The sequence below is a fragment of the Brucella sp. NBRC 12953 genome (assembly GCF_040369775.1).
GTDB classification, from domain to species: Bacteria; Pseudomonadota; Alphaproteobacteria; order Rhizobiales; family Rhizobiaceae; genus Brucella; species Brucella pseudogrignonensis.
Map to the genome: position 1 here is coordinate 445,662 of NZ_BAABSV010000002.1, position 23,264 is coordinate 468,925.

The following is a 23,264-nucleotide window of genomic DNA, read 5'->3' on the forward strand; positions in this document are numbered from 1 at the left end:
CGCCTTTCGAGGCGGCCTTTTTTGTCTCATTTCTTAGCATCGAATATTTTGAAGCCGTTCGCTTCCTCAAGAACAGTCACGTTCTTAAACAAGCTTTTAAGCGTCGCCTCATAAGGCAATTGCCTGTTCGCTACCATCAGCAGACGTCCGCCGGTTTTCAGCCGTGAAGCGGCGGCTGCGATAAAGGTTTGACCGAGCGACACTTCGGTTGCCCGTCCCTCGTGAAAAGGCGGGTTCATAATCACCGTGTCGTAAATGCCGGTCAGTTTTTCACTCGTCACATCAAACCAATTAAACGAAATCGGCACGGATGCACCAAGACGCTCCAGATTGCCGCGCGCGGCCTCCAGTGCTTCGTAATCAGCTTCAAAAAGATCGATACCCTTAAGACGATCAGCATATTTGAGGCTTTGCGCCGCCAAATAACCCCAGCCAGCACCAAGATCGGCGACCTGACCAAAGACGATCTTTTCCATATGCGGCACCAGCAGAGCTGAGCCTTTATCGATCGCGCCATGCGAGAACATACCCGGCTCTGTGCGGAACATATCATCAATATCTGTCGCCAGCGGCTTCAGAGCATCGATAAAATCATTTGTCAGGTCAGCAGGGCGTTGCAGCCAAAAGGCCACCGCATGGTTCTTTGACAGGCGATCGCTGATTTCAGCGATATTGCCGACCCATTTGCGAAAACTATCGACACCAAGCTTCTTGTCGCCACACACGACGATCCACCCACCCGGTTCAACACGCGCCAGAAGCTCCGCAAACCATGCCTCATTGCGTCCGCGATGTTTTCCGAGCAGAAGTAGCCCCCCAGAATAACGGCTCTCCTCGTCTAATTCTGGTGCCAATCTGGGAATTGCGTTGAAGCCTTCCTTGTTGAGTGCCAGCCAGTCGGGACGCCAGGGCTGCAGGAAAGTCAGTGCCTGCTTCCATTCGGCCTCAAGATTCCGATCTGCAGACAAGCCGCAGGCAAGGTACGATTGACCCTCTGCAGGCATATCCAGAATGTCCTGATAGAAGGGGAGAAAGAGTGTCTGTTGTGCCGGTGTCATCATGCTTCACCCATGCCGATCAATCGCTCTACGCGCAACAAAAAAGCGCGCCACATGGACGCGCTTTCTCGATTAAAAGAAGATGCGACGCTTACTCAGCGTCAGCTTCTGCCTTCTTTTCTGCAACGACTTCCTTGCCAGTTTCCTGATCGACGACCTTCATCGACAGGCGAACCTTGCCACGCTCGTCAAAGCCCATGAGCTTGACCCAGACCTTCTGGCCTTCCTTGACCACATCAGTGGTCTTGGCAACGCGGTCGGCAGCGAGCTGCGAGATGTGAACCAGACCATCGCGTGGACCAAAGAAGTTTACGAATGCGCCGAAGTCAGCGGTCTTAACAACTGTACCTTCGTAGATTTCGCCAACTTCCGGTTCAGCAACAATCGAGTGAATCCACTTCTTAGCGGCTTCGATTTCCTTGCCGTTCGACGAAGCGATCTTGACCGTACCATCGTCTTCGATGTTGATCTTGGCGCCAGTCTTTTCAACGATTTCGCGGATAACCTTACCGCCCGAACCGATAACATCACGGATCTTGTCGGTCGGAATGTTCATCACTTCGATGCGTGGAGCAAATTCACCGAGTTCTTCACGCGAGGTCGAAAGAGCCTTAGCCATTTCGCCAAGAATGTGAACGCGACCGCCCTTAGCCTGTTCCAGAGCAACCTTCATGATCTCTTCGGTGATACCGTCGATCTTAATGTCCATCTGAAGCGCGGTGATGCCGTTTTCAGTACCGGCTACCTTGAAATCCATGTCGCCGAGGTGATCTTCATCACCGAGAATGTCGGAAAGAACAGCGTAACGCTCATCTTCCTTGATCAGGCCCATGGCGATACCGGCAACTGGACGTGCCAGCGGAACGCCTGCATCCATCAGCGCCAGCGAGGTGCCGCAAACGGTTGCCATCGAAGACGAACCATTCGATTCGGTGATCTCGGAAACCGAACGGATCGTGTAAGGGAACTGTTCAGCAGCTGGCAGCATTGGGTGGATTGCGCGCCATGCGAGCTTACCATGACCGATTTCACGACGGCCTGGCGAACCCATACGGCCAGTTTCACCAACCGAATATGGTGGGAAGTTGTAGTGCAGCATGAAGGATTCCTTATAGGTACCCGTCAATGCATCAATCATCTGTTCGTCTTCGCCGGTGCCGAGCGTGGCAACAACGATAGCCTGCGTTTCACCGCGGGTGAAGAGCGCCGAACCGTGCGTGCGTGGCAGAAGGCCAACTTCCGAAACGATCGAACGAACGGTCGAAAGGTCACGACCGTCAATGCGGCTACCGGTGTCAAGAATGTTCCAGCGAACAATCTTAGCCTGCAGGTGCTTGAACACGGTTGCAAATTTTTCAGCCGAGAATTCTGGCTCTTCAACGCCCTCAGGGAAGAAGTGAGCCTTCGCCTTGGCCTTGGCAGCGTCAACAGCTGTGTAACGAGCCTGCTTTTCGGTGATCTTGTAGGCATCACGCAGATCGTTTTCAACGACTGCAAGCATCTTGGCTTCAAGGTCCGACAGATCTTCCGGCTGGAAGTCGCGTGGTTCCTTGGCAGCAACTTCAGCGAGCTTGATGATCGCATCGATAACTGGCTGGAAGCCCTTCTGGCCGAAAATAACGGCGCCGAGCATGACTTCTTCGGAGAGTTCCTGTGCTTCCGATTCAACCATCAGAACGGCGTCAGAAGTACCGGCAACAACCAGATCAAGCTTCGATTCTGGCATTTCGTCGATGTTCGGGTTCAGAACATATTCGCCGTTGATGTAGCCAACGCGTGCACCACCGATCGGGCCCATGAAAGGAACGCCGGAAATGGTGAGTGCTGCCGAAGCTGCAACCATCGACAGGACATCTGGGTTGTTTTCGAGGTCGTGCTGAACGACAGTCAGAACAACCTGTGTGTCGTTCTTGTAGCCATCAACGAAAAGCGGACGGATCGGACGGTCGATCAGGCGCGAAACCAACGTTTCGTTTTCGCTCGGACGGCCTTCACGCTTGAAGTAACCACCAGGGATCTTGCCAGCGGCATAGGTCTTTTCCTGATAGTTGACGGTGAGCGGGAAGAAATCCTGGCCTGGCTTTGGTTCCTTGGCAGAAACCACAGTCGCGAGAACGACGGTTTCACCATAGGTTGCCAGAACTGCACCGTCGGCCTGACGTGCGATCTTACCGGTTTCGAGTGTGAGCGGACGACCGCCCCATTCGATTTCTACTTTGTGGGTATTGAACATATCTTGTCCTCTTGTGGCGATGCCGCGCAAAAGCGCCTGAAGACATCACCTCGGTTGGCGGACAGGCCACGGGCAAGACAACGGGAAGTTCGTTACGTGTCGGAACATTCATTTGCGAATATTCTCTGGCACGAACTACCTGCAATCCTGCCCCATGACTGGTCCAGGTCATGAGCCTTATGGCTCGTCATCGGCATGACGGAATGCACCCGGTGCGCCGTCTCATGCCAGTGGGCATACGCCCAATATAATCGTATTCACTATTGGAAAGCGGCTATCCGCTCATCCTTGGAATACACTTTGCGCATCTTGTCCGAAAATCGCTTCGCACTTTTCGGGAGGCGCTTTAAATCAAAAGGGCGACGTTTTGAGACGTCGCCCGATTTTACCGTTAACGGCGCAGACCCAGACGGGAAACCAGCGCCTGGTAACGTGCCTGGTCGATGCCCTTGACATAGTCAAGAAGACGACGACGCTGCGAAACCAGCTTCAGAAGGCCGCGACGCGAATGATTGTCATTCTTGTGACCCTTGAAGTGTTCGGTGAGGTTGGCAATACGCTCGGAAAGAACGGCAACCTGTACTTCAGGAGAACCGGTATCGCCTTCCTTGGTGGCGTATTCCTTGATAAGTGCTTGCTTGCGCTCAGCAGTAATCGACATCGTACACCCTTTCTTGATGAGAGGAAAAACAGACGCCCAGGCCGGGATGTCGTCCAGCGCGGGCCATTTACACGATCTGACGTACATTATGTACGATCGCTGAAGGGGCATATAGTTCAAATTTGGCAGAAATACCAGTCCGAAATATGCCCCAACTTTTGAGAGACCAGTTTAGCCCGCTGTAAACACGCGCTTTGGCTTGAACTGACCATGCTCAATGTAGCCAATGGCAAGCAGTTTGCCATGCGACGTCACGCAAGCCTCATCCGCTTCAAGTGGCGCATCGCGGCCACGAATGATCACGGGATTACCGAGACGAACGCGCTGTGCCTGATCGTCAGACAGGGCAACCTGTGGCAGGCAATCTAGTGCGGCACCGGTATCGATGATCAGGGCATCCATTGCCGAGAAGTCGCGACGTGCTGCTGGCTGCTCAACAATCTCGGCATCGGCCTCGCCTTCTTCCTTTTTCGGCGGCAGCGGAGGCCACGCTTCTTCGAGCTCTGCCAGAGTTAGCAGATCATCATCGGTGAAAGGAGCAACTTCGATGCGACGCAAATCCGAAATATGGCCATAGCAGCCGAGATCACGGCCCATATCGCGCGCAAGCGAGCGAACATAGGTGCCCTTGGAGCATTCGACTTCGAATTCGGTGCGATTTGCGTCCGGAAACTCGACAATTTCGAGGCGATCAATTTCGACTTCACGCGCCGGAATTTCTACCGTTTCACCTTCACGCGCCAGATCATAGGCGCGTTCGCCTGCAATCTTGATAGCCGAAAACTGCGGCGGAATCTGCGAGATAACGCCTGTATAATTAGGCAGCAGCGCTTCGACATCCGCACGCGATGGGCGGTTATCTGAGTTTTTGGTGGCAACACCTTCAAGATCGTCGGTCGACCGTTCCTCGCCCCATGTCACTGTGAAACGATAAACCTTGGTTCCATCCATGACGTAAGGTACGGTTTTGGTGGCTTCACCCAGAGCAATAGGCAACATGCCCGAGGCAAGAGGATCAAGCGTACCGGCATGGCCGGCCTTTTCGGCATTGAACAACCACTTGATCTTCGAGACCGCTTCGGTCGATCCCATGCCCTTCGGCTTGTCAAAAATGACCCAGCCGGAAACCGGACGACCTTTTTTCTTGCCTCGTCTTGCCATGCTTTATTCGTCTCCATTGCGGGAGGTTGCGTCCTCGCCGTCATCTTCATCATGCCCAAGGTCACGCGCCACTTCCGGCGAACGGAGAAGCGCATCAATCTTGGAAAAATTGTCAAAGCTGGTATCTGCTCGGAAACGGAATTCCGGCATATATTTCATCTGGCTGAGGCTTGGAGCCATGCGACCGCGAATGAATTTCGCGTTTGCAGCCAATGCTTTGATCACAGCCTGTACATCAGTGCTGCCCAGCGGTGTGATGAAGCAGGTCGCGATCTTAAGATCAGGCGACATGCGAACTTCCGACACCGAAATAACCGTACGCTCGATTACGTCATCGCGAATTTCTCCACGCTGAAGAACCTGAGCCAATGCGTGACGCACCTGTTCGCCTACACGAAGCTGGCGCTGGGAAAGGCCACCTGAGCCTTTTGGATCTGGAGAACGTGCCATAGCTGTATCCTCGATAAACAGCCACCAATCGGCGCTCAGTCCCGAAAGGCTGGCCGACAAAATGGCTACAAACTGGTAAGCGCAATAAAGCGCAATCTACCACAATTCAGATGGGAGTCAGACCCTCGGAACCGGGCAACGGAAATGTAAGAAGGCCGTGCCGCCCATGATAGGGCGACACGGCATAATGCTATTAAAGCGTACGGGTAATGTGTTCGACGCGGAACGCTTCGATCGTATCGCCAGCGCGGATATCGTCGTAGTTTTCGAACGCCATACCGCATTCCTGGCCCATAGGCACTTCCGACACTTCGTCCTTGAAGCGCTTGAGCGTCTTGAGCTTGCCTTCGTGGATAACCACGTTGTCACGGATGAGGCGGACGCCTGCACCACGTTCAACCTTACCGTCAACCACACGGCAACCAGCAACCTTACCGACCTTGGTGATGTTGAAGACTTCGAGAATCTCAGCATTACCGATGAAGGTTTCACGGCGTTCTGGCGACAGAAGACCGGACATTGCTGCTTTAACATCTTCGATCAGATCGTAAATGATGTTGTAGTAGCGGATTTCAGTACCCTGCTGATCAGCTGCATCACGCGCCTGCTTGTTGGCACGAACGTTGAAGCCGATGATCGCAGCATTGGAGGCTTCGGCCAGCGACACGTCGCTTTCCGTGATACCACCTGCGCCCGAATGAACGATGCGTGCACGCACTTCGTCTGTGCCGAGCTTGTCGAGAGCGGTAATAATCGCTTCGACCGAACCCTGCACGTCACCCTTGATGACGAGCGGGAATTCCTTAGTACCCGAAGACTGAAGCTGGCTCATCATATGCTCGAGCGAGCCACGCTGGCCTGTCTGACGTGCAACAGCCTTATCGCGGGCAAGACGCTGGCGATAATCGGCAATTTCACGAGCCTTGGCTTCATTGGCAACAACTGCGAAGCGATCACCTGCCTGCGGCGTACCCTGGAGACCGAGGATCTCGACCGGCATAGCAGGTCCAGCTTCCTTCACATGATCGCCATGGTCGTTTACCAGAGCGCGTACACGGCCCCATTCGTTACCGGCAGCGATGATGTCGCCCGGATGCAGCGTACCCTTCTGAACCAGAACGGTTGCAACCGAACCACGACCGCGGTCGAGCTGGGCTTCGATAACCACACCTTCAGCCGTACGTGTCGGATCAGCCTTGAGATCAAGGATTTCAGCCTGCAACAGAACTGCTTCAAGCAGCTTGTCGAGGTTGATCTTGTTCTTGGCCGAAACTTCGACGTCGAGCACTTCACCGCCCATGGTTTCCACAAAAACATCGTGTTGGAGCAGCTGTGTACGAACCTTCTGCGCATCGGCTTCAGGCTTGTCGATCTTGTTAATTGCAACAATGATCGGAACGCCAGCTGCCTTGGCATGATTGATCGATTCAATGGTCTGCGGCATGACGCTATCGTCTGCTGCAACCACCAGGATCGCAATATCGGTCGCCTGAGCACCACGAGCACGCATTGCCGTAAAGGCTGCGTGGCCTGGCGTATCGATGAAGGTGATCTTCTGGCCGTTCTGTTCGACCTGATAAGCACCGATATGCTGCGTGATGCCACCAGCTTCGCCCGAAACGACGTTTGCGTGACGGATAGCATCGAGGAGCGAGGTCTTGCCGTGATCGACGTGACCCATAATGGTTACGACCGGAGGACGTGAAACCAATGCGCCTTCGTTATCAGCAACATCGAAGATGCCTTCTTCAACGTCCGATTCAGCAACGCGCTTGACGGTGTGGCCAAATTCTTCAGCGATCAGCTGCGCCATATCCGCATCGATGACGTCGCCTGGCTTCATCATCTGGCCCTGCTTCATCAGGTACTTGATGATGTCAACCGAACGCTCGGTCATACGCTGTGCTAGTTCCTGCAGCGTAATGGTTTCAGGAATGGTCACTTCACGCGAAATCTTTTCGCGTGTTTCCTGCATCTGCGAACGCTTGAACTTTTCCTGACGACGACGCATCGCCGACAGCGAACGCGAACGGCCTTCATCTTCCAGATTGCTGGAGATCGTCAGCTTGCCACGACGGCGGTCATCTTCACCCTTAACAACCTTCGGTGCGCGCACTTCAGGCTTTGCTGGAGTGCTGCGACGTGCGCCGGCTGGACCACGACGATCATCGTCATCGACGGAACCGCCCGGCTTGCGCTGCTGGCTCTGAGGCAAAGGTTTATTGGCTGTTGGAATAACGTCGGCAATCGCTGGCGATGCCGGACGCTGTCCCTGGCCTTGACCCTGACCGGGACGACCGCCCTGTTGTGGACGACCGGAATGCTGCGGACGCCCGCCCTGCGGCGCAGGACGCGCATCGTCACGACGCTCGGTGCGTGCTTCGGTCTGTGGAGCGCGCTTGGCAGCTTCAGCTTCGGCACGAGCCTTGGCTTCTGCTTCTGCCTTGATACGAGCTTCTTCGTCTGCCTGACGGCGAGCGGATTCTTCACGTTCCTTGGCGCGGCGTGCATCTTCTTCAGCGCGGCGCTTGGCTTCTTCAGCTGCGCGAACGCGATCTTCTGCATCGCGAACCAACGCGCCTTCGAGCGCACGACGGCGTGCGTCCATTTCGGAGCGAGACAGCGTGTTCAGCACCATGCCCGAGCGATCAGACTGGCGAGGCCGCTGTTGCTGCTGGCCAGGGCGCTGCTGATGACGTGGCTGCTGCTGTGTTGATTGTGGGCGCGGAGCCGCCGGTGCGGCAACAGCAGGCTTTGGCTGCGGTGCTGCAGGAGCAGCCGGGGCCGATGCCTTGGCTACTGGCTGAGCAGGCGCGGCTTGTACCGGTGCAGCAACGGGAGCCGTTGTTGCAGCTGGTGCTGGCGCGGCCGCAGGTGCTGGAGCTGCCGGAGCAGGCGCTGCTGGCTTCGGTGCCAGTGCTTCCGCTTCAGGCTTCTCATCAGGCCGTGAGAACTTGCGCTTCTTGGTTTCAACGACGACAGCCTTTGTGCGGCCGTGGCTGAAATTCTGGCGCACGGTGCTCTGCTCAACGCCTGGCCGCTTAATGGTCAGCGTCTTCTTGGAGTTGACGCTCAGCGTCTTGTCGTCGTTTGTTTTATCGCTCATTACGTTTCCGTTTCCTTCGCGGCTTCAGCCGCTTTACCCGAGCATTATCCAACGCGATCAGATCATTTTGAATAATGCTCCGGTCATCCACTTTAGCGCACAATCCGGTTAGGCCAACCAGGCCGATTATCCGGTTCATGCTCCAGAGCGGATCCCGTCTCGTCGGGATTAAGAGAACCGCTCTACCAATTTATAACTCAGCAGTGTCGGACTGCCGTTTCAACTCAATGGGCTTTCGCCACGATATCGATGCAATAAAAGCAACCGTTGCACGACCCCGGCTGCTGCCTTTCCGTCGAGCACGGCTGCATGTATCACATTTCCACCCCCAAATGCCAAATCCATTTCTTCTCCCTTAAAAAGAGTGAAGGCCGGGATTTCGGGGCCATCCATACGAACCACCACACGGCGGGCTTGATCCAGTTTACGCACGCCATCAGAAGCGGCTTCCTGCGCATGTAAAACCAATGCCGCAGCACCAGAACGAATTGCCTGATCCACCTTAGTGGAACCAGATACAACTGCACCGGATTTACGAGCCAGCGCGAGACTACCGAGTGCAGACTTCGTCAACAGCTGGTCAACCAGCGCGCCAAGATCTGCTTGCGGCTTCACATCGTCTTTCAGCGCCCGCGCAAAAAGCTTGCGCTTGACGGCTTCGTCTACAAGACGACGTTCCGCCTTGACCCAACAACCTCTGCCCGGCAAATTCCGCTTCAGGTCAGGCACAACCGAACCATCAGGCCCAGCAACGAACCGGATCAGATCATCTGCCGATCCGCTTTCCCGCGTGACGATACAGGTTCTATCATTCATATCCTGCTCCGCACGCAAACTCGGTTTTACCATCGATGCCTGTTACTTATTACCAAACTGGCAGCGACCTAGCAGAGCTGACGCCACTTCTCAATACGAAACTCTAAAACGCCATAAATTGCGCCCGAATTGCTCCGGGCGCAACCGTAATGCCGTCTCTTGTCTTTTTACGAAGCGACTTCTTCTTCGCCAGCTTCGCTTTCGTCGTTGGTTTCAACCGCAACGAGCTCTTCTTCAGTGATCCAGCCAGCCTTCAAGCGAGCAGTCAGGATCATCTGTTCAGCATCAACGCGTGAAACATCGAAGGAAGAGAGGATACCGCTGTGATTAACGGTTTCTCCGTCCTTGCGTTCACGCCAGCCGACGAGATCGTCAACAGCATAACCAGCAAAGTCTTCGATATTCTTCACTCCGTCCTCGCCGACGGCAACCAACATGGCTGTTGTCAGACCTGGAAGCTCGCGAAGTTCGTCTTCAACACCCAGTTCCTTGCGGCGGGCATCCTGTTCGCCTTCAATGCGCTCCAGGAATTCGCGGGCGCGTTCCTGAATTTCACCAGCGGTATCTTCATCAAAGCCGTCGATCGAGGCAATTTCGCCCGGCTCGACATATGCCAGTTCTTCAACTGAGGCAAAGCCTTCAGAAGCCAGAACCTGACCAACCATCTCATCAACGTTGAGGGCTTCCATGAACAGGTTTGAACGCTCGGCAAATTCCTTCTGACGACGTTCGGATTCTTCGTCTTCCGTCAGGATGTCGATATCCCAGCCTGTCAACTGCGAAGCAAGGCGCACGTTTTGACCGCGACGACCGATTGCTAGTGATAGTTGGTCATTCGGAACGACAACTTCAATACGTTCTGCGTCTTCATCAAGAACAACCTTGGCAACTTCAGCAGGCTGAAGCGCGTTGACGATGAAGGAAGCTGCATCTGGCGACCAAGGAATAATGTCGATCTTTTCGCCCTGCAGTTCGGCAACAACAGCCTGAACACGAGAGCCGCGCATACCGACACAGGCACCAACCGGATCAATCGATGCGTCGCGTGAAACCACAGCGATCTTGGCGCGCGAACCTGGGTCACGAGCAACCGACTTGATTTCAATGATGCCGTCGTAGATTTCCGGCACTTCCATGGTGAAAAGCTTCGCCATGAAAGAAGGATGCGTACGCGACAGGAAAATCTGCGGGCCGCGCTGTTCGCGACGAACGTCGTAAACATAAGCGCGGATACGATCGCCATAACGGAAAGCTTCACGCGGGATCAGTTCGTCACGACGAACGATTGCTTCACCTCGACCAAGATCAACGATCACATTGCCATATTCAACACGCTTGACGGTGCCGTTAGCGATTTCGCCGACGCGATCCTTGAATTCGTCATACTGGCGGTCGCGCTCGGCTTCGCGCACCTTCTGCACGATAACCTGCTTGGCAGACTGGGCGGCAATACGGCCGAAATCCATTGGCGGCAGCTGGTCGGCGATGAAATCACCAACCTGCGCATCTGGATTGCGATCGCGCGCAGTGAACAGCGAAATCTGCGTGGAATAGTCTTCAACAGTCTCGACCACTTCGAGCAGACGCTGAAGCTTGATCTCACCGGACTTTGCATTGATGTCGGCGCGGATGTTGCTTTCCTGACCGTAACGCGAACGCGCAGCCTTCTGGATCGCATCGGCCATGGCCGCAAGAACGATCTCACGGTCAATCGACTTCTCGCGTGCAACCGCATCAGCGATCTGCAGAAGTTCCAGCCTGTTTGCACTGACTGCCATAGGTCTCTCCTTGGTGACGCATCCGTTCGCCTTTAGGAACCGGACGCCTGAAACTCACTTTGAAACTTACTTCTCTTCGGATTCCGTCGAAGCGGCTTCCTGATTGTCTTCGGTCGACTCGTCTCCGCGCCCATCACCCAGATCATCTCCGGGAATGCGGCCTTCCCGCAGGGCCTTGTCCTTGCGCAGCGCATCGCGAATGAGTTCATCGGTCAGAACCAGACGCGCATCGGAGATCAGATCGAACGGGATGCGAACAACCGGTTCATTACCGTATGAAATCTGATCACTTTCGATCACGATAGAATCGGCATCACCGACCACGATGCGACCGCGAAACTTCTTTCGTCCTTCATGAACGATCGAGGTCTCGACCTTTGCGATATGTCCCGCCCAATCGCTGAAATCGGACTTACGAACCATCGGACGATCAATACCCGGCGACGAGATTTCAAGATGGTACTTGCCGCTGATCGGATCTTCGACATCGAGAACCGGAGCCACGGTGCGGCTCAACAATTCGCAATCCTCAACTGTCATCGTGCCATCTGGACGCTCGGCCATGATCTGCAGCGTCTGACCATTGAGGCCGGAAAGGCGCACGCGCACAAGGCGGAAACCCAGCGTATTGATCACCGGCTCCACAATGCCTGCTACTTTTGCATCGACGCCCGTTTCGCGAATGATACGCTCATCTGCGTTTACGGCCTCAATTGCCTGTTCCTGTTCCGTCACTCGATAAACCTTTTTCACAGAGCCGTAGTTAACAAAAAAGAGCGGGTCCGGGAGGGCCCACTCTTGTTCAAACGACCAAGAATTTGAAACTTATATACCAGCTGATGCGGATTTTTTCAAGGCCGCAATTGAGGCCGCAATTCAACCAACCATCAAAGCCTGATGAATGTCAGATAGGCAGCAACGCGTCCTTCACGGAAAGCCTTTGCTTCATAGCGCGTGCCTGGCCAGCCTTCATAGGCGTTATTCCAGTCATCCGGGCCTTCCGCCTGCCATTCGAACGCCGGGTGCCTGCGGCAGTGCTGCAGCGTCCAGTTGACGTAATGTTCGATATCGGAAGCGAAGCGGAACTTCGTGCCTGGCTTCAGCAGACGCGCGAAACGATCAAGATTTGCATCACTGACAAAGCGCCGTTTCCAGTGGCGACGCTTATGCCAAGGATCAGGATAGAAAAGATCGATGCCAGAAAGCGATGCATCAGGCAGCCAATCCAGCACATCGGTCGCATCTTCATCATAGAGACGAAGATTGGCGCGCGGCGCTTCATGAAGGGCCGCCAGCATCTTGGCCATACCATTAACGAAAGGCTCGACACCAATGAAGCCCGACTGCGGATAGCGCCCACTCTCATGATAGAGATGTTCGCCACCACCAAAGCCTATTTCCATGCGCACATTCTCAACCGGCGCTTCAAACAATGTCCTCAAATCCTGCAGCGCAGGTGTATCGAGGTCCAGTTTCAGACGCGGCAGCAAATCTTCGAAAAGATTATTCTGATGTGGGCGGAGTGGCTTGCCATGACGGCGGCCGAAAAAGTTTCCGGCCGCGCGTACTGGATGGGATTCATCGGTCATTTATCGCTGTTCCAGTTAAAGCGGTATCGTGGGAACCGCTCTAACTCTTTTTTACGCATTATCCTATGCAAAACCGCTGCGCAGTGTTGCTGGAAATGTAATCAATCAGGCTGAGAGTGCTGCCTTCAATGCCTTGGTAAGATCGGTCTTCTCCCAGGAGAAGGAACCATCACGACCAGCCTTGCGACCAAAATGGCCGTAAGAAGAGGTCTTGGCATAGATAGGCTTGTTGAGATCTAGATGCTTGCGGATGCCGGTTGGCGACAGGTCCATGACCTTGCGCAGCGCTTCTTCAACAGCCGATTCGTCAACCTTGCCGGTGCCGTGCAGGTCAACATAGACCGAAAGCGGCTGGGCAACGCCAATGGCATAGGAAAGCTGGATCGTGCAACGGTCTGCGAGATTGGCCGCAACTACGTTCTTGGCAAGATAACGCGCAGCATAAGCCGCCGAACGATCAACCTTGGTCGTGTCCTTGCCGGAGAATGCACCGCCGCCGTGCGGTGCTGCGCCGCCATAAGTGTCGACGATGATCTTGCGACCGGTCAGACCGGCGTCACCATCCGGACCGCCAATGACAAACTTACCGGTTGGATTGATGTACCAGTTGCAGTTTGCGGCAACCGGCAGATCGCCAAGCGCTTCGCGAATGTAAGGCTCGACAACCGAACGCACCTTCTTCGAATCCCAACTCGCATCAAGATGCTGCGTCGAAAGAACGATCTGCGTGACTTCAGCGGCCTTGCCGTTCTCGTAACGAACCGTCACCTGGCTCTTGGCGTCAGGGCCGAGCTTACCTGGATCGCCTTCACCTTTGTGGCGGGCTTCGGCAAGCTTTTCAAGAATCTTGTGCGAATAGTAGATCGGTGCCGGCATGAGATCTGGGGTTTCACGGCAGGCATAGCCGAACATGATGCCCTGATCGCCTGCACCTTCTTCGCCCTGACGATCAGATGCGTTGTCCACGCCCTGCGCGATGTCGGCAGATTGTGGATGCAGAAGCACATCGATTTTCACCGTACGCCAGTTAAAGCCGTCCTGCTCATAACCGATTTCACGGATCGCCTTGCGCGCTGCTGAGCGGAAACGGGAAGGATTAATCAGCGGATGCCCCGCCGCGTCGTGCGCGATGGTGCCGTCCTTATTCTTCTTCAGGAAAGTGTCAGGCACGCGTACTTCGCCAGCGATGACCACGCGATTGGTGGTGGCAAGCGTTTCACATGCAACGCGAACAGACCAGGGATCGACGCCGGTGCGGCGCGCTTCCTTATAGATCATGTCTACGATTTCATCGGAAATACGGTCGCAAACCTTGTCTGGATGACCTTCAGACACGGATTCGCTGGTGAAGAGATAAGAACTGCGCGACACGGGTAACCCCTCTTGAAAATCCAACGGAACGAATGTCCGCCATGGAAACACAGTAGCGCCCGGAACTGTTTCATTACGTTCCGGGCACATCAATGTGTTAGCGAAGTTGGGATTGGACCGTCAATGCATATTCTTGTTGCAACACCGCGATGCCGGAAAAAATCCTCCCGGCATACGCTTTTGTGAACAAATTACGCCTTATTCGCCTTCTGCAGCGAGAGACTTCACAAGATCAATGATTTTACGACGTACTTTAGGATCCGAAATCTTGGTAAATGCGCGCGTTAGCTGCACACCTTCGTTCGAATTGAGAAAATCAACGACGTAAGTCGCTTCATTGTCCTCGGCAAAACCAGCGGGCGTTGTCGCACTGGAACCAGGCGCGTCTTCAAAAAAGAAAGAAACAGGAACGGTAAGGATAGAAGAAATAGCCTGAAGTCTGCTTGCACCGACGCGATTGGTGCCTTTTTCGTATTTCTGGATCTGCTGGAAAGTGATGCCGAGGCTTTCGCCTAATTTTTCCTGACTGAGACCCAGCATATTGCGGCGAAGGCGGATGCGGCTGCCAACATGCACGTCGATGGGGTTGGGTTTCTTTTTATTCTCAATCATACAGCTTTCACTCCTCGCAACTGCGAGCTTTCATTCATGTCCTGTTCATCTGAACAGCGATAAAATTCATTGTGGGAGGTAGTCTGACAGGTTTGCGCAAGAAACCGTCACCGCGCGACCATAACAGCTTAACAAAATTGTCGTGTCAATGAAAACGCCTGCCAATTGGCAGCCGCATGCACACGCATACGGCGAGTAAGGTTAACAGGATAGAAAGAGCCTGCTTACCACCGGGTGCATTGCCCCAAAATGGGACACGTTCTTCGGGAAGATAAGCATCTATGACGCCAACGGCGTCGAGTGGAAGTTGCTCTATGATTCGACCATAGGCATCGACGACTGCTGAAATACCATTATTTGCTGCACGCACCAACGGAAGGCCTTGTTCAACCGAACGCACCTGTGCCTGTCGGAAATGCTGGTAAGGTCCCGGCGTGTCACCGTACCAGGCATCATTGGTAACATTGACGATCGCAGTCACCTTGCGTCCAGTATAGGAAAGCTCGTCAGGGAAAATTGCTTCATAACAAATGAGCGGCAGGAAGGTCTGGCCTTCCATTACGTTGATGGCGTGGCGCGCCTTTGCGGCAGTAAAGCCGCCTGGCATCTCCACGATTTCCTGAAGACCTAAACTGCGCAAAATCTGCTCAAATGGCAAATATTCACCAAATGGAACAAGATGCACTTTGTCAGTGTAATCGATGATTTTTCCGTCGCCGTTGATCGTCAGGATCGAATTATAATAACGCGGGTCGCGGCGCGGCACGAGTTCTTCGCGCACGGCACCCGTCAGCAAAACCTGATCGTCACCGACCACATCGGCAATACGCGCGAGCGCCTCTGGTGTCGATGACAGAATATAGGGAACCGCAGTTTCCGGCCAGATCACGACATCCGGCCTTGGATTGCCGTTTTTTGGCGCCTGTTCGGTCATCGCAATGAATTTGTCAAAAATTGCGCGACGCTCGTTGTTGTCCCACTTCAGGCTTTGCGAAATGGAAGGCTGCACAATACGGATCGAAAGCGTTGTGCGGTCTGTGTCGAGTGCAGGCGCGTTTGACAAGACCCAGAAGCCAAAGCCGATATGAGCGGCCACTAGCAGTGCTGCCAGCCCCATGCCCGTCTTTGCCAGTTTCCCGCCGCTGAGCAGCGCCGGTGCGGAAAAGACAAGTGCTGCAAGCGCACTCATGCCAACAAGACCGATGATCTCGACCGATTGCATCATCATCGGTGTCGGCATCGCGGCATAGCCCAATGCATTCCACGGGAAACCCGTGAAAACAAAGGTTCGCAACCATTCGGTGAGGCCGAAGCCAAGTGCGACAGCGAAAATACGCCCCATACCATCGGACCAGAACAGCCGAGCGATCATCGCAGCCAGTCCGTAGAAAATGGCAAGAAACGCCGGAAGGCCTAAAACGGCAAGTGGTATGGCCCAGGCAAACTGTCGCGCATCGACCAGAAGGGCCGACCCGATCCACCAGAGACCGGACACGAAATAGCCGAAGCCAAACCACCAGCCTATGAGACCAACAGGGAAAAAGCGTTTGATCGGGCCTTTGTTCGCGTCGGGAACAGCACCATCCATCAGCCAGACAAGTAGAGGGAAGGCGATAAAGCCTGCGATGAAAATATCAAAGGGAGGCTGCGTCAGAGTCGCAATAGCGCCGCTGATAAAAGCAACCAATGCTCGACGCCAGCCGCTTAAAGACGCTATTTTCCCCGCAAGCCCCTTGATCATCAGGCCTCTTTGGACGCTTCCGTTGTTTCTGGCGTGCTATCGGAAACGCCTTCATCCGTCTTGGGAGTGGTTACGGCACGCAACTGCCTGCGACGATCAGCTTCTGAAAGTGGTACAATGCGAACCCGCTTCACACGACGCGGGTCAACTTCCAGCACATGGAACTCATATCCCGGAATTGCCTGAACCACTTCGCCACGTACTGGAATGCGCCCGAGGACGGAGAAGATAAGGCCGCCGACGGTGTCGACATCCTCGCCATGCTCGCCCACTTCAAAGGAAGGGCCGATCTTCTGAGTCAGCTCCTCAAGATCAGCACGAGCATCAACAACAAAAACGCCGTCTGCTTCTTCGGCGATCATGATTTCTTCGTCGTCATGCTCGTCTTCAATATCGCCGACAACCATTTCGACAATATCTTCCAGCGAAGCCAGACCGTCAGTGCCACCATATTCATCGATGACCAGCGCCATCTGGATATGGGTTGCCTGCATACGCGCCATCAGTCCGCTTGCCATCATCGATGGCGGTACGAACAAAACCTTACGCATCAGATTAAGTTCACCAATCGTCTTGGTAAGATCGATCCGGCCCATGTCAAACTTGGCAGCACTCGTCTCTGCAGTCTTGCGCGCGGTCGTTCGGCGGGTCGTCTTCTGACGGGCCTGCTTAGTGATATAATTAAGAACATCGCGGATATGGATCATGCCGCGCGGATCATCGAGCGTTTCGGAATAGACCGGCATACGCGAATGGCCCGAGCTTTCAAACAGTTCGAGCACTTCCCAAAGAGGCGTGGAGATTTCAACGGCCACGACATCCGCACGCGGAATCATCACGTCTTCGACGCGGATTTCACGCAGGCGCAGAATGTTATGAAGCATCGCCTTTTCTTCAGGCGAGAAAGCGGAATCCTGTTCGCTTTCGGTGCTTGAAAGCGCATCAGCCAAATCTTCACGCAAGGAAGATGACTGGCGCGAACGCATGAACGGGAAAATATTTGCCAGCAGGGAACGCTTTTCGCTCGATTGTGAGCGCTGCGTACTTTGCCCTTCGGCGTCTTGTGTGTCGCTTCGGCTATCGCCAGCGGTCGAGGAATTGTTTTGGTCAGCCATGATCAATCTGTTTCAACGTTTAAATCGGATACAGCATAAGGGTCAGGGATGGCAAGAGCATGAAGGATTTCGCGCTCACGGCGTTCCATCTCCTCGGCCTCCTCTTCCGTCTCGTGATCGTACCCCAAAAGATGCAAAAAGCCATGCACCACGAGATGGGAAAGATGGTTATCGAGTGGCTTGCCCTCTTCGAGAGCTTCGCGTTCTACCGTTTCCCGTGCGACGATAATATCGCCAAGCATCGGGCCAGGCTGCTCGCCAGCCTTTACAGGGTAAGCTGGGAAGGACAGTACATTGGTCGGCTTGTCCTTGTTACGCCACTCGGCATTGATCTTCCGGATTGAAGCATCGTCTGTAAAAACCAGACTGAGTTCGCTCTCTGCAGGCTTCAACCGGAGATTATCCCAGGCCGCCTCAACGGAGCGTTTCACAAGCCCTTCAAGGACTGTTTCATCCGGCCAGTTGCCGGCTTCGATCATAATATCGATTTGGATCGCGTTGTCTGACACTTCTGTCGCGGCTTGCGATGAAACAGCCGCTCTATCCTTCCAGTTGTTAAAAGAGACGTCCGCCTGAGAGCGGACGTAATATTTTTAGATCGTCATTGTCTCACAGGAATGCAAGACTAATCTTCAATCATTCTGACCGTGCGTGCTTTTTTGCATCATTGTCGTAAGCGCCGACAATTGCAGCCACCAGCGGATGGCGCACAACGTCCTTCTCGGTAAAGCGCACCTTGACCACAGAATCCACACCTTCGAGAACTCGAAGCGCCTCAACGAGACCGGATTTCTGGCCGGGCGGAAGATCGATCTGACTTGGATCGCCATTGACCATCATGCGCGAACCTTCACCAAGACGTGTCAGAAACATCTTCATCTGCATGGATGTCGTGTTCTGCGCTTCATCGAGAATGACGGCCGAATGCGCAAGCGTGCGGCCACGCATAAAGGCAAGTGGAGCGATTTCAATCACGCCAGCTGTAATAGCGCGTTCGACTTTTTCCGCAGGCATCATGTCGTAAAGCGCGTCATAAAGCGGGCGAAGGTAAGGATCGACCTTTTCCTTCATGTCGCCGGGCAGAAAGCCGAGACGCTCGCCTGCTTCAACAGCCGGACGAGACAAAATGATGCGCTCCACAAGACCGCGCTCAAGCAACATGGCAGCATGGGCAACCGCCAAATAGGTTTTACCCGTACCCGCAGGACCAACGCCAAAAACCAGCTCCGAACGTTCCAAGGCACGCATATAAGCGTCCTGAACCGGCGTGCGGGCAAAGATCGTCTTCTTGCGGGTAGATATCTGCGCCGACGAAAGCTTGCCCTTGTTTTCAAGGGTTGGCAGTGTCAGCTGATCGTCGGCAGCAATCGCCATGCGAAGAGCACCATCAACATCTGACGGTCCAAGTTCATGGCCCTTTTGCAGAGTTTCATAGAGATTATCCAACGCACGCCGTGCCTGTTCGGTGGCGGTAGGTTCTCCACGAATCGAAAGCTGATTGCCCTTTGAACGCACATCGACACCGAGCTTCTGCTCGATACGCGCCAAGTTCTCATCGAACTGGCCGTAAAGCGCACTGGCAAGACGGTTATTGTCGAATGTGAGGACGATATGAGCCATATCGGAGGCCCCAGAAGCTGAGCTTGTAACCGGGGTTATAGTCGGGCTGTTTTGCGTTTGAATGGTTGGCTTGGCAGGCTTTAACTTTTCCGTAGCGCTCAACCGCATCTCCCTAAGGTTCACGCATTGCAATCGCAGTACCGGCAGAATGTTCGGTACGAAACTCGAGACACCGCGACTACTGCCTGAATGACATCATGCGCTTAGACAAGCTTTTGCGCAATAAGACTATTGGTGCCAGTCCCCGTAATTTTTACGCGGATGATTTCACCGACCTGATCTTCATTGTCATCGATGATCGCAGGCAGAAGCCATGGCGAACGGCCAACCATCTGACGGTCGAAACGGCCCTTCTTTTCCAGAAGTACATCCATTTCACGGCCAACGAGCGAATCCTGAAACGCATATTGCTGTTCGTTCAACAGCGTCTGAAGTCGTTGCAGGCGTTCATCCTTGACTGCTTCTTCCACATGGTCGGGAAGATCTGCCCCCGGTGTGCCGGGACGCGGCGAATATTTGAACGAATAGGCCTGCGCATAATGCACTTCGCGCACCAAACGCATCGTATCTTCGAAATCCTGATCAGTTTCGCCGGGGAAGCCGACGATAAAATCACCCGATAGCGCCATATCCGGGCGCACTTCACGGATACGCTCGACAAGGCGGATATATTCATCAGCCTTGTGACGACGGTTCATCGCCTTGAGAATGCGATCCGAACCCGCCTGAACCGGCAGATGCAGGTAAGGCATCAGCTGACGAAGATCGCGATGCGCTGCAATCAGCGTGTCGTCCATGTCACGCGGATGGCTGGTCGTATAACGCAAACGCGCCACACCGGGGATGCGTGCAAGGCGGAACAAAAGCTCACCAAGCCCCCATTCGCGACCATCATCACCCTCGCCATGCCATGCATTGACGTTCTGACCCAAAAGCGTGAGTTCGCGCACGCCGCTATCGGCAAGGCGTTCTGCTTCAGCAACAATCTGCGCAACACTGCGCGAGACTTCCGAACCACGCGTATAGGGCACTACGCAGAACGTACAGAACTTATCGCAACCTTCCTGAACCGTCAGAAAAGCCGAGACACCACGCTTGCGGGTTTCTTCGCGCTTTGGTGCGGGCAGATGTTCGAACTTATCTTCGATGGCATATTCGGTTTCGACAACCTTTTCGCCGCCACGCACGCGCGCAAGCGCATCCGGCAGACGATGATATGTCTGAGGTCCGATCACCAGATCGACATTTGGCGCACGGCGCAGGATTTCCTGACCTTCAGCCTGTGCGACGCAACCGGCAACACCAATGGTCAATTCCTTGCCATTTGGTCCCCGTTTATCAGCCATCTTGCGCAGGCGACCCAGCGCTGAATAAAGCTTTTCCGATGCCTTTTCGCGAATATGGCAGGTGTTGAGCAGAACCAAATCGGCATCATCCGGCGTATCGGTCGTGACATAGCCTTCCTGTGCAAGGCTGTCGGCCATGCGCTGGCTGTCATAGACATTCATCTGGCAACCATAGGTCTTCACAAAGACCTTACGTGTGTTGCTGCCATCTGATGCTTTTTGAATATCGGTCATGTTTTCGCTCATGGCGGCTATCTAGCGTTTTTATCACAGCATTAAAAGGCGACAAACTTACGCTCTCAGAGCATTTCCTATTTAGAATGAACCATAGGGAATACTATATCTTTTTGTTTTTATCGCCTTATCCCGCGCAAATCGCTTCGGAATTTTGCTGGAAATGCTTTAATCTTCAGCGACTTCGCGCCCCAAAAGCGAGCTTTGCAACTGTGCCCTCACCCGGTTTTCCATGGTGCGGGCAAGCGCTTTGCGATCCGTATCGGCAGTTACCACAATCGGCTCACCGAAGCGCACTTCAACATCGATGGCACCTTCGCGCAGAATGCCTTTGAGATGTGGCATCAACTGAACATCACCCGGCCATGAGGCAATCGGGCGGTGATAACGGCCCATCGCCATGCCATGCACACCAGTATAGGCAATTGCTACCGGCTGCACGATCACTTCCGGCACGCCGGCTTCGCGAATTGCTGCATGGGCAGCACCAAAAAGTGCAGTTTTAAATGGCAATACACGATTGCCATCCGATGTCGTGCCTTCGGGAAACAGTACCATCGCATCGCCATCAGCCAGACGCTTGGCGATATCCGAGGTTTGTTCGCCTGTCTTGCCGCGCCGTTCACGTTCAACGAAGACAGTGCGCTGCAGCACTGCAAAGAATCCAAATACCGGCCAGCTTTTGACTTCAGACTTGGCGATGAATGACACCTGCCCGGTCGCCGAAAGAACGACAATATCGCTCCATGATGTGTGATTGGCGACCAGCAGCAGCGGTCGGCCTTCCGGCATTTCTCCGACAATCGTAATCCGAAAGCCAAACAGGCGCGCTACAATGCGATGAAAGAAATTCGGCAGGCGGCGTTTCCATGTGTTTTTCAGTTTCAGAAACACATATTGCACGGGAATAAGCGACAGGCTCAGCGTCACCATCGCTGCAACAACTAAAATGATGCGGATCGCACCAATCATTGTGGCCTCACCAGATCACGTCGCAGAATGAAAGCCGACGAGCGGCCATTGGTTGTTTCATAATAAGCAGGGCGATCACCGACCTTGTTGAAACCCATGCGCCGATACAATGCGAGTGCCGCGACATTGTTTTCATCCACTTCCAGAAACAGCGTATCTGCGCGTTCCTGATAGAGATAACGCAGCACCGCATCCATCAGCGAGCGTCCGACACCCTGCTTGCGCACCTCATCAGAAACCGCAATCGTTAAAATTTCCGCTTCGCCTGCAACCAGCCGCGCCAGCACAAAGCCACATGCCTTGCCCGGCTTACCTTCGGGCCGCGCAACAAAACCGAACACCGAATCCTGCGCAATCAGTGAACGGAAATCGTCCGAGCTCCAGCCATGATGAAAGGCCAACGCGTGAATACGTTGAATTTCGCCGCTGTCCTGCGCGCCAAGCGGCTCAATTGAAACAGGTCTGCGGCCAAAGCGTCCAAGCACAAAGCTCATCATGACGCTATTCCCCGCCTGCCTTGCGCGGCAGTGCAAACCCCGTCTGTGGCTTCACATCGGGACCACGCATGTAAAGCGGCTTAGGCGCCTCACCCGGCTCGTGTAAGGCCGCAAGCTTTGCATAAGTGCCTATGCGAGCTGTCGGCTCAACGCGCGCAACACTGAAAGAACCTGCAAGAGTTTCATTGAGAGCAGCGGCAGCCGAACCCGCCAGAATCGTCTCGGAAGATTGCTGCTGAATAAGCGCCAGCGCTTCCTCACGCGCCAACACCATTGGGCCAGTTATGGCCACCGCGTCAACACCAAAGGCCTGCGCGTAAATCTCGCCACGATGCGCTTCAAGCAAAACCAGAACCGGCTGTCCCGGATGGCTTATCGCAACTTCGGACGCAAGTGCATCAAACGCGCTTACGCCAAGTGCCGGGCGATCAAGTGCGAGTGCAAAACCGCGTGCGGCCGACACACCAATCCTCACGCCGGTAAAGGAACCGGGACCGACATTGACAGCTACACGATCAAGTTCGGCCATAGCAATTCCGGATTGCGTCATTGCCTGCTCGATATAGTCCATCAGGACTTCAGCATGTCCCTTGCCGATATTCTCGCTGATTTCAGCAAGAACCGTATTTGTGCCGGAATCATAGACTGCGGCAGCACACCAGGAAGAGGCGGTATCGAGGGCGAGTATCTTCATGTGCCATCGGGTAAATCAGAAATCGTCCTGCGACAAGCGAAACACATAAAACCGGCTAAATTTGCAGCTGTTTTCAGGAACAAAACTTTGTGCGGAACGTTTTTATGCTGGATGCGGGGCGGATACCATTCACCGTATTCCGAAACCGGCCTTTCATTGAGATCTGGCGGTGCCGGTTTTTTTAGAGAAACAAGTTTGTTTTTCATCGGC

At 54.2% G+C, this 23,264-nt stretch carries 21 protein-coding genes; all 21 read right to left on the reverse strand.

Annotated features, from left to right (window positions below):
• Positions 1–26 precede the first annotated feature (26 nt).
• Positions 27–1,061 (reverse strand): class I SAM-dependent methyltransferase, encoded by a 1,035-nt coding sequence (locus ABWV94_RS06000; RefSeq protein WP_113496121.1) that lies wholly within the window; start codon positions 1,059–1,061, stop codon positions 27–29.
• Positions 1,062–1,149: 88 nt separating this feature from the next.
• Entirely contained in the window at positions 1,150–3,291 is a 2,142-nt protein-coding gene (gene pnp, locus ABWV94_RS06005; protein ID WP_007872843.1) for a polyribonucleotide nucleotidyltransferase, read from the reverse strand.
• Between the two features lie 391 nt (positions 3,292–3,682).
• Entirely contained in the window at positions 3,683–3,952 is a 270-nt protein-coding gene (gene rpsO, locus ABWV94_RS06010; RefSeq protein ID WP_007872840.1) for a 30S ribosomal protein S15, read from the reverse strand.
• A gap of 171 nt (positions 3,953–4,123) precedes the next feature.
• Positions 4,124–5,113, reverse strand: a complete 990-nt coding sequence (truB, locus tag ABWV94_RS06015) for a tRNA pseudouridine(55) synthase TruB (RefSeq protein ID WP_113496122.1) — start codon at positions 5,111–5,113, stop codon at positions 4,124–4,126.
• 3 nt (positions 5,114–5,116) lie between these two features.
• Positions 5,117–5,563, reverse strand: a complete 447-nt coding sequence (gene rbfA, locus ABWV94_RS06020) for a 30S ribosome-binding factor RbfA (protein WP_007872832.1) — start codon at positions 5,561–5,563, stop codon at positions 5,117–5,119.
• Positions 5,564–5,756: 193 nt separating this feature from the next.
• The gene (gene infB, locus ABWV94_RS06025; RefSeq protein ID WP_353412824.1) at positions 5,757–8,669 is read right to left on the reverse strand and encodes a translation initiation factor IF-2; all 2,913 of its coding nucleotides are present in this window, start codon (positions 8,667–8,669) and stop codon (positions 5,757–5,759) included.
• 219 nt (positions 8,670–8,888) lie between these two features.
• Complete coding sequence (locus tag ABWV94_RS06030; RefSeq protein WP_083898612.1) at positions 8,889–9,518, reverse strand: RNA-binding protein; 630 nt, start codon at positions 9,516–9,518, stop codon at positions 8,889–8,891.
• A gap of 134 nt (positions 9,519–9,652) precedes the next feature.
• Positions 9,653–11,263, reverse strand: coding sequence for a transcription termination factor NusA (gene nusA / locus ABWV94_RS06035; RefSeq protein ID WP_007872824.1), 1,611 nt, complete (start codon positions 11,261–11,263; stop codon positions 9,653–9,655).
• A gap of 66 nt (positions 11,264–11,329) precedes the next feature.
• On the reverse strand, positions 11,330–11,998 hold the full coding sequence (gene rimP / locus ABWV94_RS06040; RefSeq protein ID WP_064322303.1) for a ribosome maturation factor RimP: 669 nt from the start codon (positions 11,996–11,998) through the stop codon (positions 11,330–11,332).
• Between the two features lie 152 nt (positions 11,999–12,150).
• Positions 12,151–12,852, reverse strand: a complete 702-nt coding sequence (gene trmB / locus ABWV94_RS06045) for a tRNA (guanine(46)-N(7))-methyltransferase TrmB (protein ID WP_113496124.1) — start codon at positions 12,850–12,852, stop codon at positions 12,151–12,153.
• A gap of 105 nt (positions 12,853–12,957) precedes the next feature.
• Positions 12,958–14,223 (reverse strand): methionine adenosyltransferase, encoded by a 1,266-nt coding sequence (gene metK, locus ABWV94_RS06050; RefSeq protein ID WP_079212525.1) that lies wholly within the window; start codon positions 14,221–14,223, stop codon positions 12,958–12,960.
• Between the two features lie 198 nt (positions 14,224–14,421).
• On the reverse strand, positions 14,422–14,835 hold the full coding sequence (locus tag ABWV94_RS06055; protein ID WP_007872815.1) for a helix-turn-helix domain-containing protein: 414 nt from the start codon (positions 14,833–14,835) through the stop codon (positions 14,422–14,424).
• A 145-nt stretch (positions 14,836–14,980) separates the two neighbouring features.
• Positions 14,981–16,576 carry an apolipoprotein N-acyltransferase gene (lnt, locus tag ABWV94_RS06060; protein WP_113158780.1) on the reverse strand — a complete coding sequence of 532 codons (1,596 nt, stop codon included), beginning with the start codon at positions 16,574–16,576 and terminating at the stop codon, positions 14,981–14,983.
• Complete coding sequence (locus tag ABWV94_RS06065; protein ID WP_113158779.1) at positions 16,576–17,691, reverse strand: hemolysin family protein; 1,116 nt, start codon at positions 17,689–17,691, stop codon at positions 16,576–16,578. Before ABWV94_RS06065 ends, lnt begins: the two co-directional genes overlap by 1 nt.
• A gap of 2 nt (positions 17,692–17,693) precedes the next feature.
• Entirely contained in the window at positions 17,694–18,200 is a 507-nt protein-coding gene (gene ybeY, locus ABWV94_RS06070; RefSeq protein ID WP_039859414.1) for an rRNA maturation RNase YbeY, read from the reverse strand.
• 127 nt (positions 18,201–18,327) lie between these two features.
• Positions 18,328–19,413 carry a PhoH family protein gene (locus ABWV94_RS06075; RefSeq protein WP_171380001.1) on the reverse strand — a complete coding sequence of 362 codons (1,086 nt, stop codon included), beginning with the start codon at positions 19,411–19,413 and terminating at the stop codon, positions 18,328–18,330.
• 101 nt (positions 19,414–19,514) lie between these two features.
• A complete protein-coding gene (gene miaB, locus ABWV94_RS06080; RefSeq protein WP_113496125.1) occupies positions 19,515–20,903 on the reverse strand; it encodes a tRNA (N6-isopentenyl adenosine(37)-C2)-methylthiotransferase MiaB in 1,389 nt (462 codons plus the stop codon).
• 156 nt (positions 20,904–21,059) lie between these two features.
• A complete protein-coding gene (gene olsA, locus ABWV94_RS06085) occupies positions 21,060–21,863 on the reverse strand; it encodes a lyso-ornithine lipid O-acyltransferase (RefSeq protein ID WP_113496126.1) in 804 nt (267 codons plus the stop codon).
• On the reverse strand, positions 21,860–22,360 hold the full coding sequence (gene rimI / locus ABWV94_RS06090; RefSeq protein ID WP_112804532.1) for a ribosomal protein S18-alanine N-acetyltransferase: 501 nt from the start codon (positions 22,358–22,360) through the stop codon (positions 21,860–21,862). The genes olsA and rimI overlap by 4 nt, the downstream gene beginning before the upstream one ends.
• 4 nt (positions 22,361–22,364) lie before the next feature.
• On the reverse strand, positions 22,365–23,054 hold the full coding sequence (tsaB, locus tag ABWV94_RS06095; RefSeq protein WP_113158777.1) for a tRNA (adenosine(37)-N6)-threonylcarbamoyltransferase complex dimerization subunit type 1 TsaB: 690 nt from the start codon (positions 23,052–23,054) through the stop codon (positions 22,365–22,367).
• Positions 23,051–23,260, reverse strand: a complete 210-nt coding sequence (locus ABWV94_RS06100; RefSeq protein WP_113496127.1) for a hypothetical protein — start codon at positions 23,258–23,260, stop codon at positions 23,051–23,053. The genes tsaB and ABWV94_RS06100 overlap by 4 nt, the downstream gene beginning before the upstream one ends.
• Positions 23,261–23,264: the final 4 nt, after the last annotated feature.

Excerpts from the sequence above, each read along its gene's own strand:
- trmB (WP_113496124.1), bottom strand. The coding sequence starts at position 12,852 with ATGACCGATGAATCCCATCCAGTACGCGCGGCCGGAAACTTTTTCGGC.
- ABWV94_RS06030 (WP_083898612.1), bottom strand. The coding sequence starts at position 9,518 with ATGGTAAAACCGAGTTTGCGTGCGGAGCAGGATATGAATGATAGAACC.
- rpsO (WP_007872840.1), bottom strand. The coding sequence starts at position 3,952 with ATGTCGATTACTGCTGAGCGCAAGCAAGCACTTATCAAGGAATACGCC.
- ABWV94_RS06000 (WP_113496121.1), bottom strand. The coding sequence starts at position 1,061 with ATGATGACACCGGCACAACAGACACTCTTTCTCCCCTTCTATCAGGAC.
- tsaB (WP_113158777.1), bottom strand. The coding sequence starts at position 23,054 with ATGAAGATACTCGCCCTCGATACCGCCTCTTCCTGGTGTGCTGCCGCA.
- lnt (WP_113158780.1), bottom strand. The coding sequence starts at position 16,576 with ATGATCAAGGGGCTTGCGGGGAAAATAGCGTCTTTAAGCGGCTGGCGT.
- ABWV94_RS06055 (WP_007872815.1), bottom strand. The coding sequence starts at position 14,835 with ATGATTGAGAATAAAAAGAAACCCAACCCCATCGACGTGCATGTTGGC.
- ABWV94_RS06065 (WP_113158779.1), bottom strand. The coding sequence starts at position 17,691 with ATGGCTGACCAAAACAATTCCTCGACCGCTGGCGATAGCCGAAGCGAC.
- miaB (WP_113496125.1), bottom strand. The coding sequence starts at position 20,903 with ATGAGCGAAAACATGACCGATATTCAAAAAGCATCAGATGGCAGCAAC.
- infB (WP_353412824.1), bottom strand. The coding sequence starts at position 8,669 with ATGAGCGATAAAACAAACGACGACAAGACGCTGAGCGTCAACTCCAAG.
- ABWV94_RS06100 (WP_113496127.1), bottom strand. The coding sequence starts at position 23,260 with ATGAAAAACAAACTTGTTTCTCTAAAAAAACCGGCACCGCCAGATCTC.
- truB (WP_113496122.1), bottom strand. The coding sequence starts at position 5,113 with ATGGCAAGACGAGGCAAGAAAAAAGGTCGTCCGGTTTCCGGCTGGGTC.
- pnp (WP_007872843.1), bottom strand. The coding sequence starts at position 3,291 with ATGTTCAATACCCACAAAGTAGAAATCGAATGGGGCGGTCGTCCGCTC.
- olsA (WP_113496126.1), bottom strand. The coding sequence starts at position 21,863 with ATGATTGGTGCGATCCGCATCATTTTAGTTGTTGCAGCGATGGTGACG.
- rbfA (WP_007872832.1), bottom strand. The coding sequence starts at position 5,563 with ATGGCACGTTCTCCAGATCCAAAAGGCTCAGGTGGCCTTTCCCAGCGC.
- nusA (WP_007872824.1), bottom strand. The coding sequence starts at position 11,263 with ATGGCAGTCAGTGCAAACAGGCTGGAACTTCTGCAGATCGCTGATGCG.
- rimI (WP_112804532.1), bottom strand. The coding sequence starts at position 22,360 with ATGATGAGCTTTGTGCTTGGACGCTTTGGCCGCAGACCTGTTTCAATT.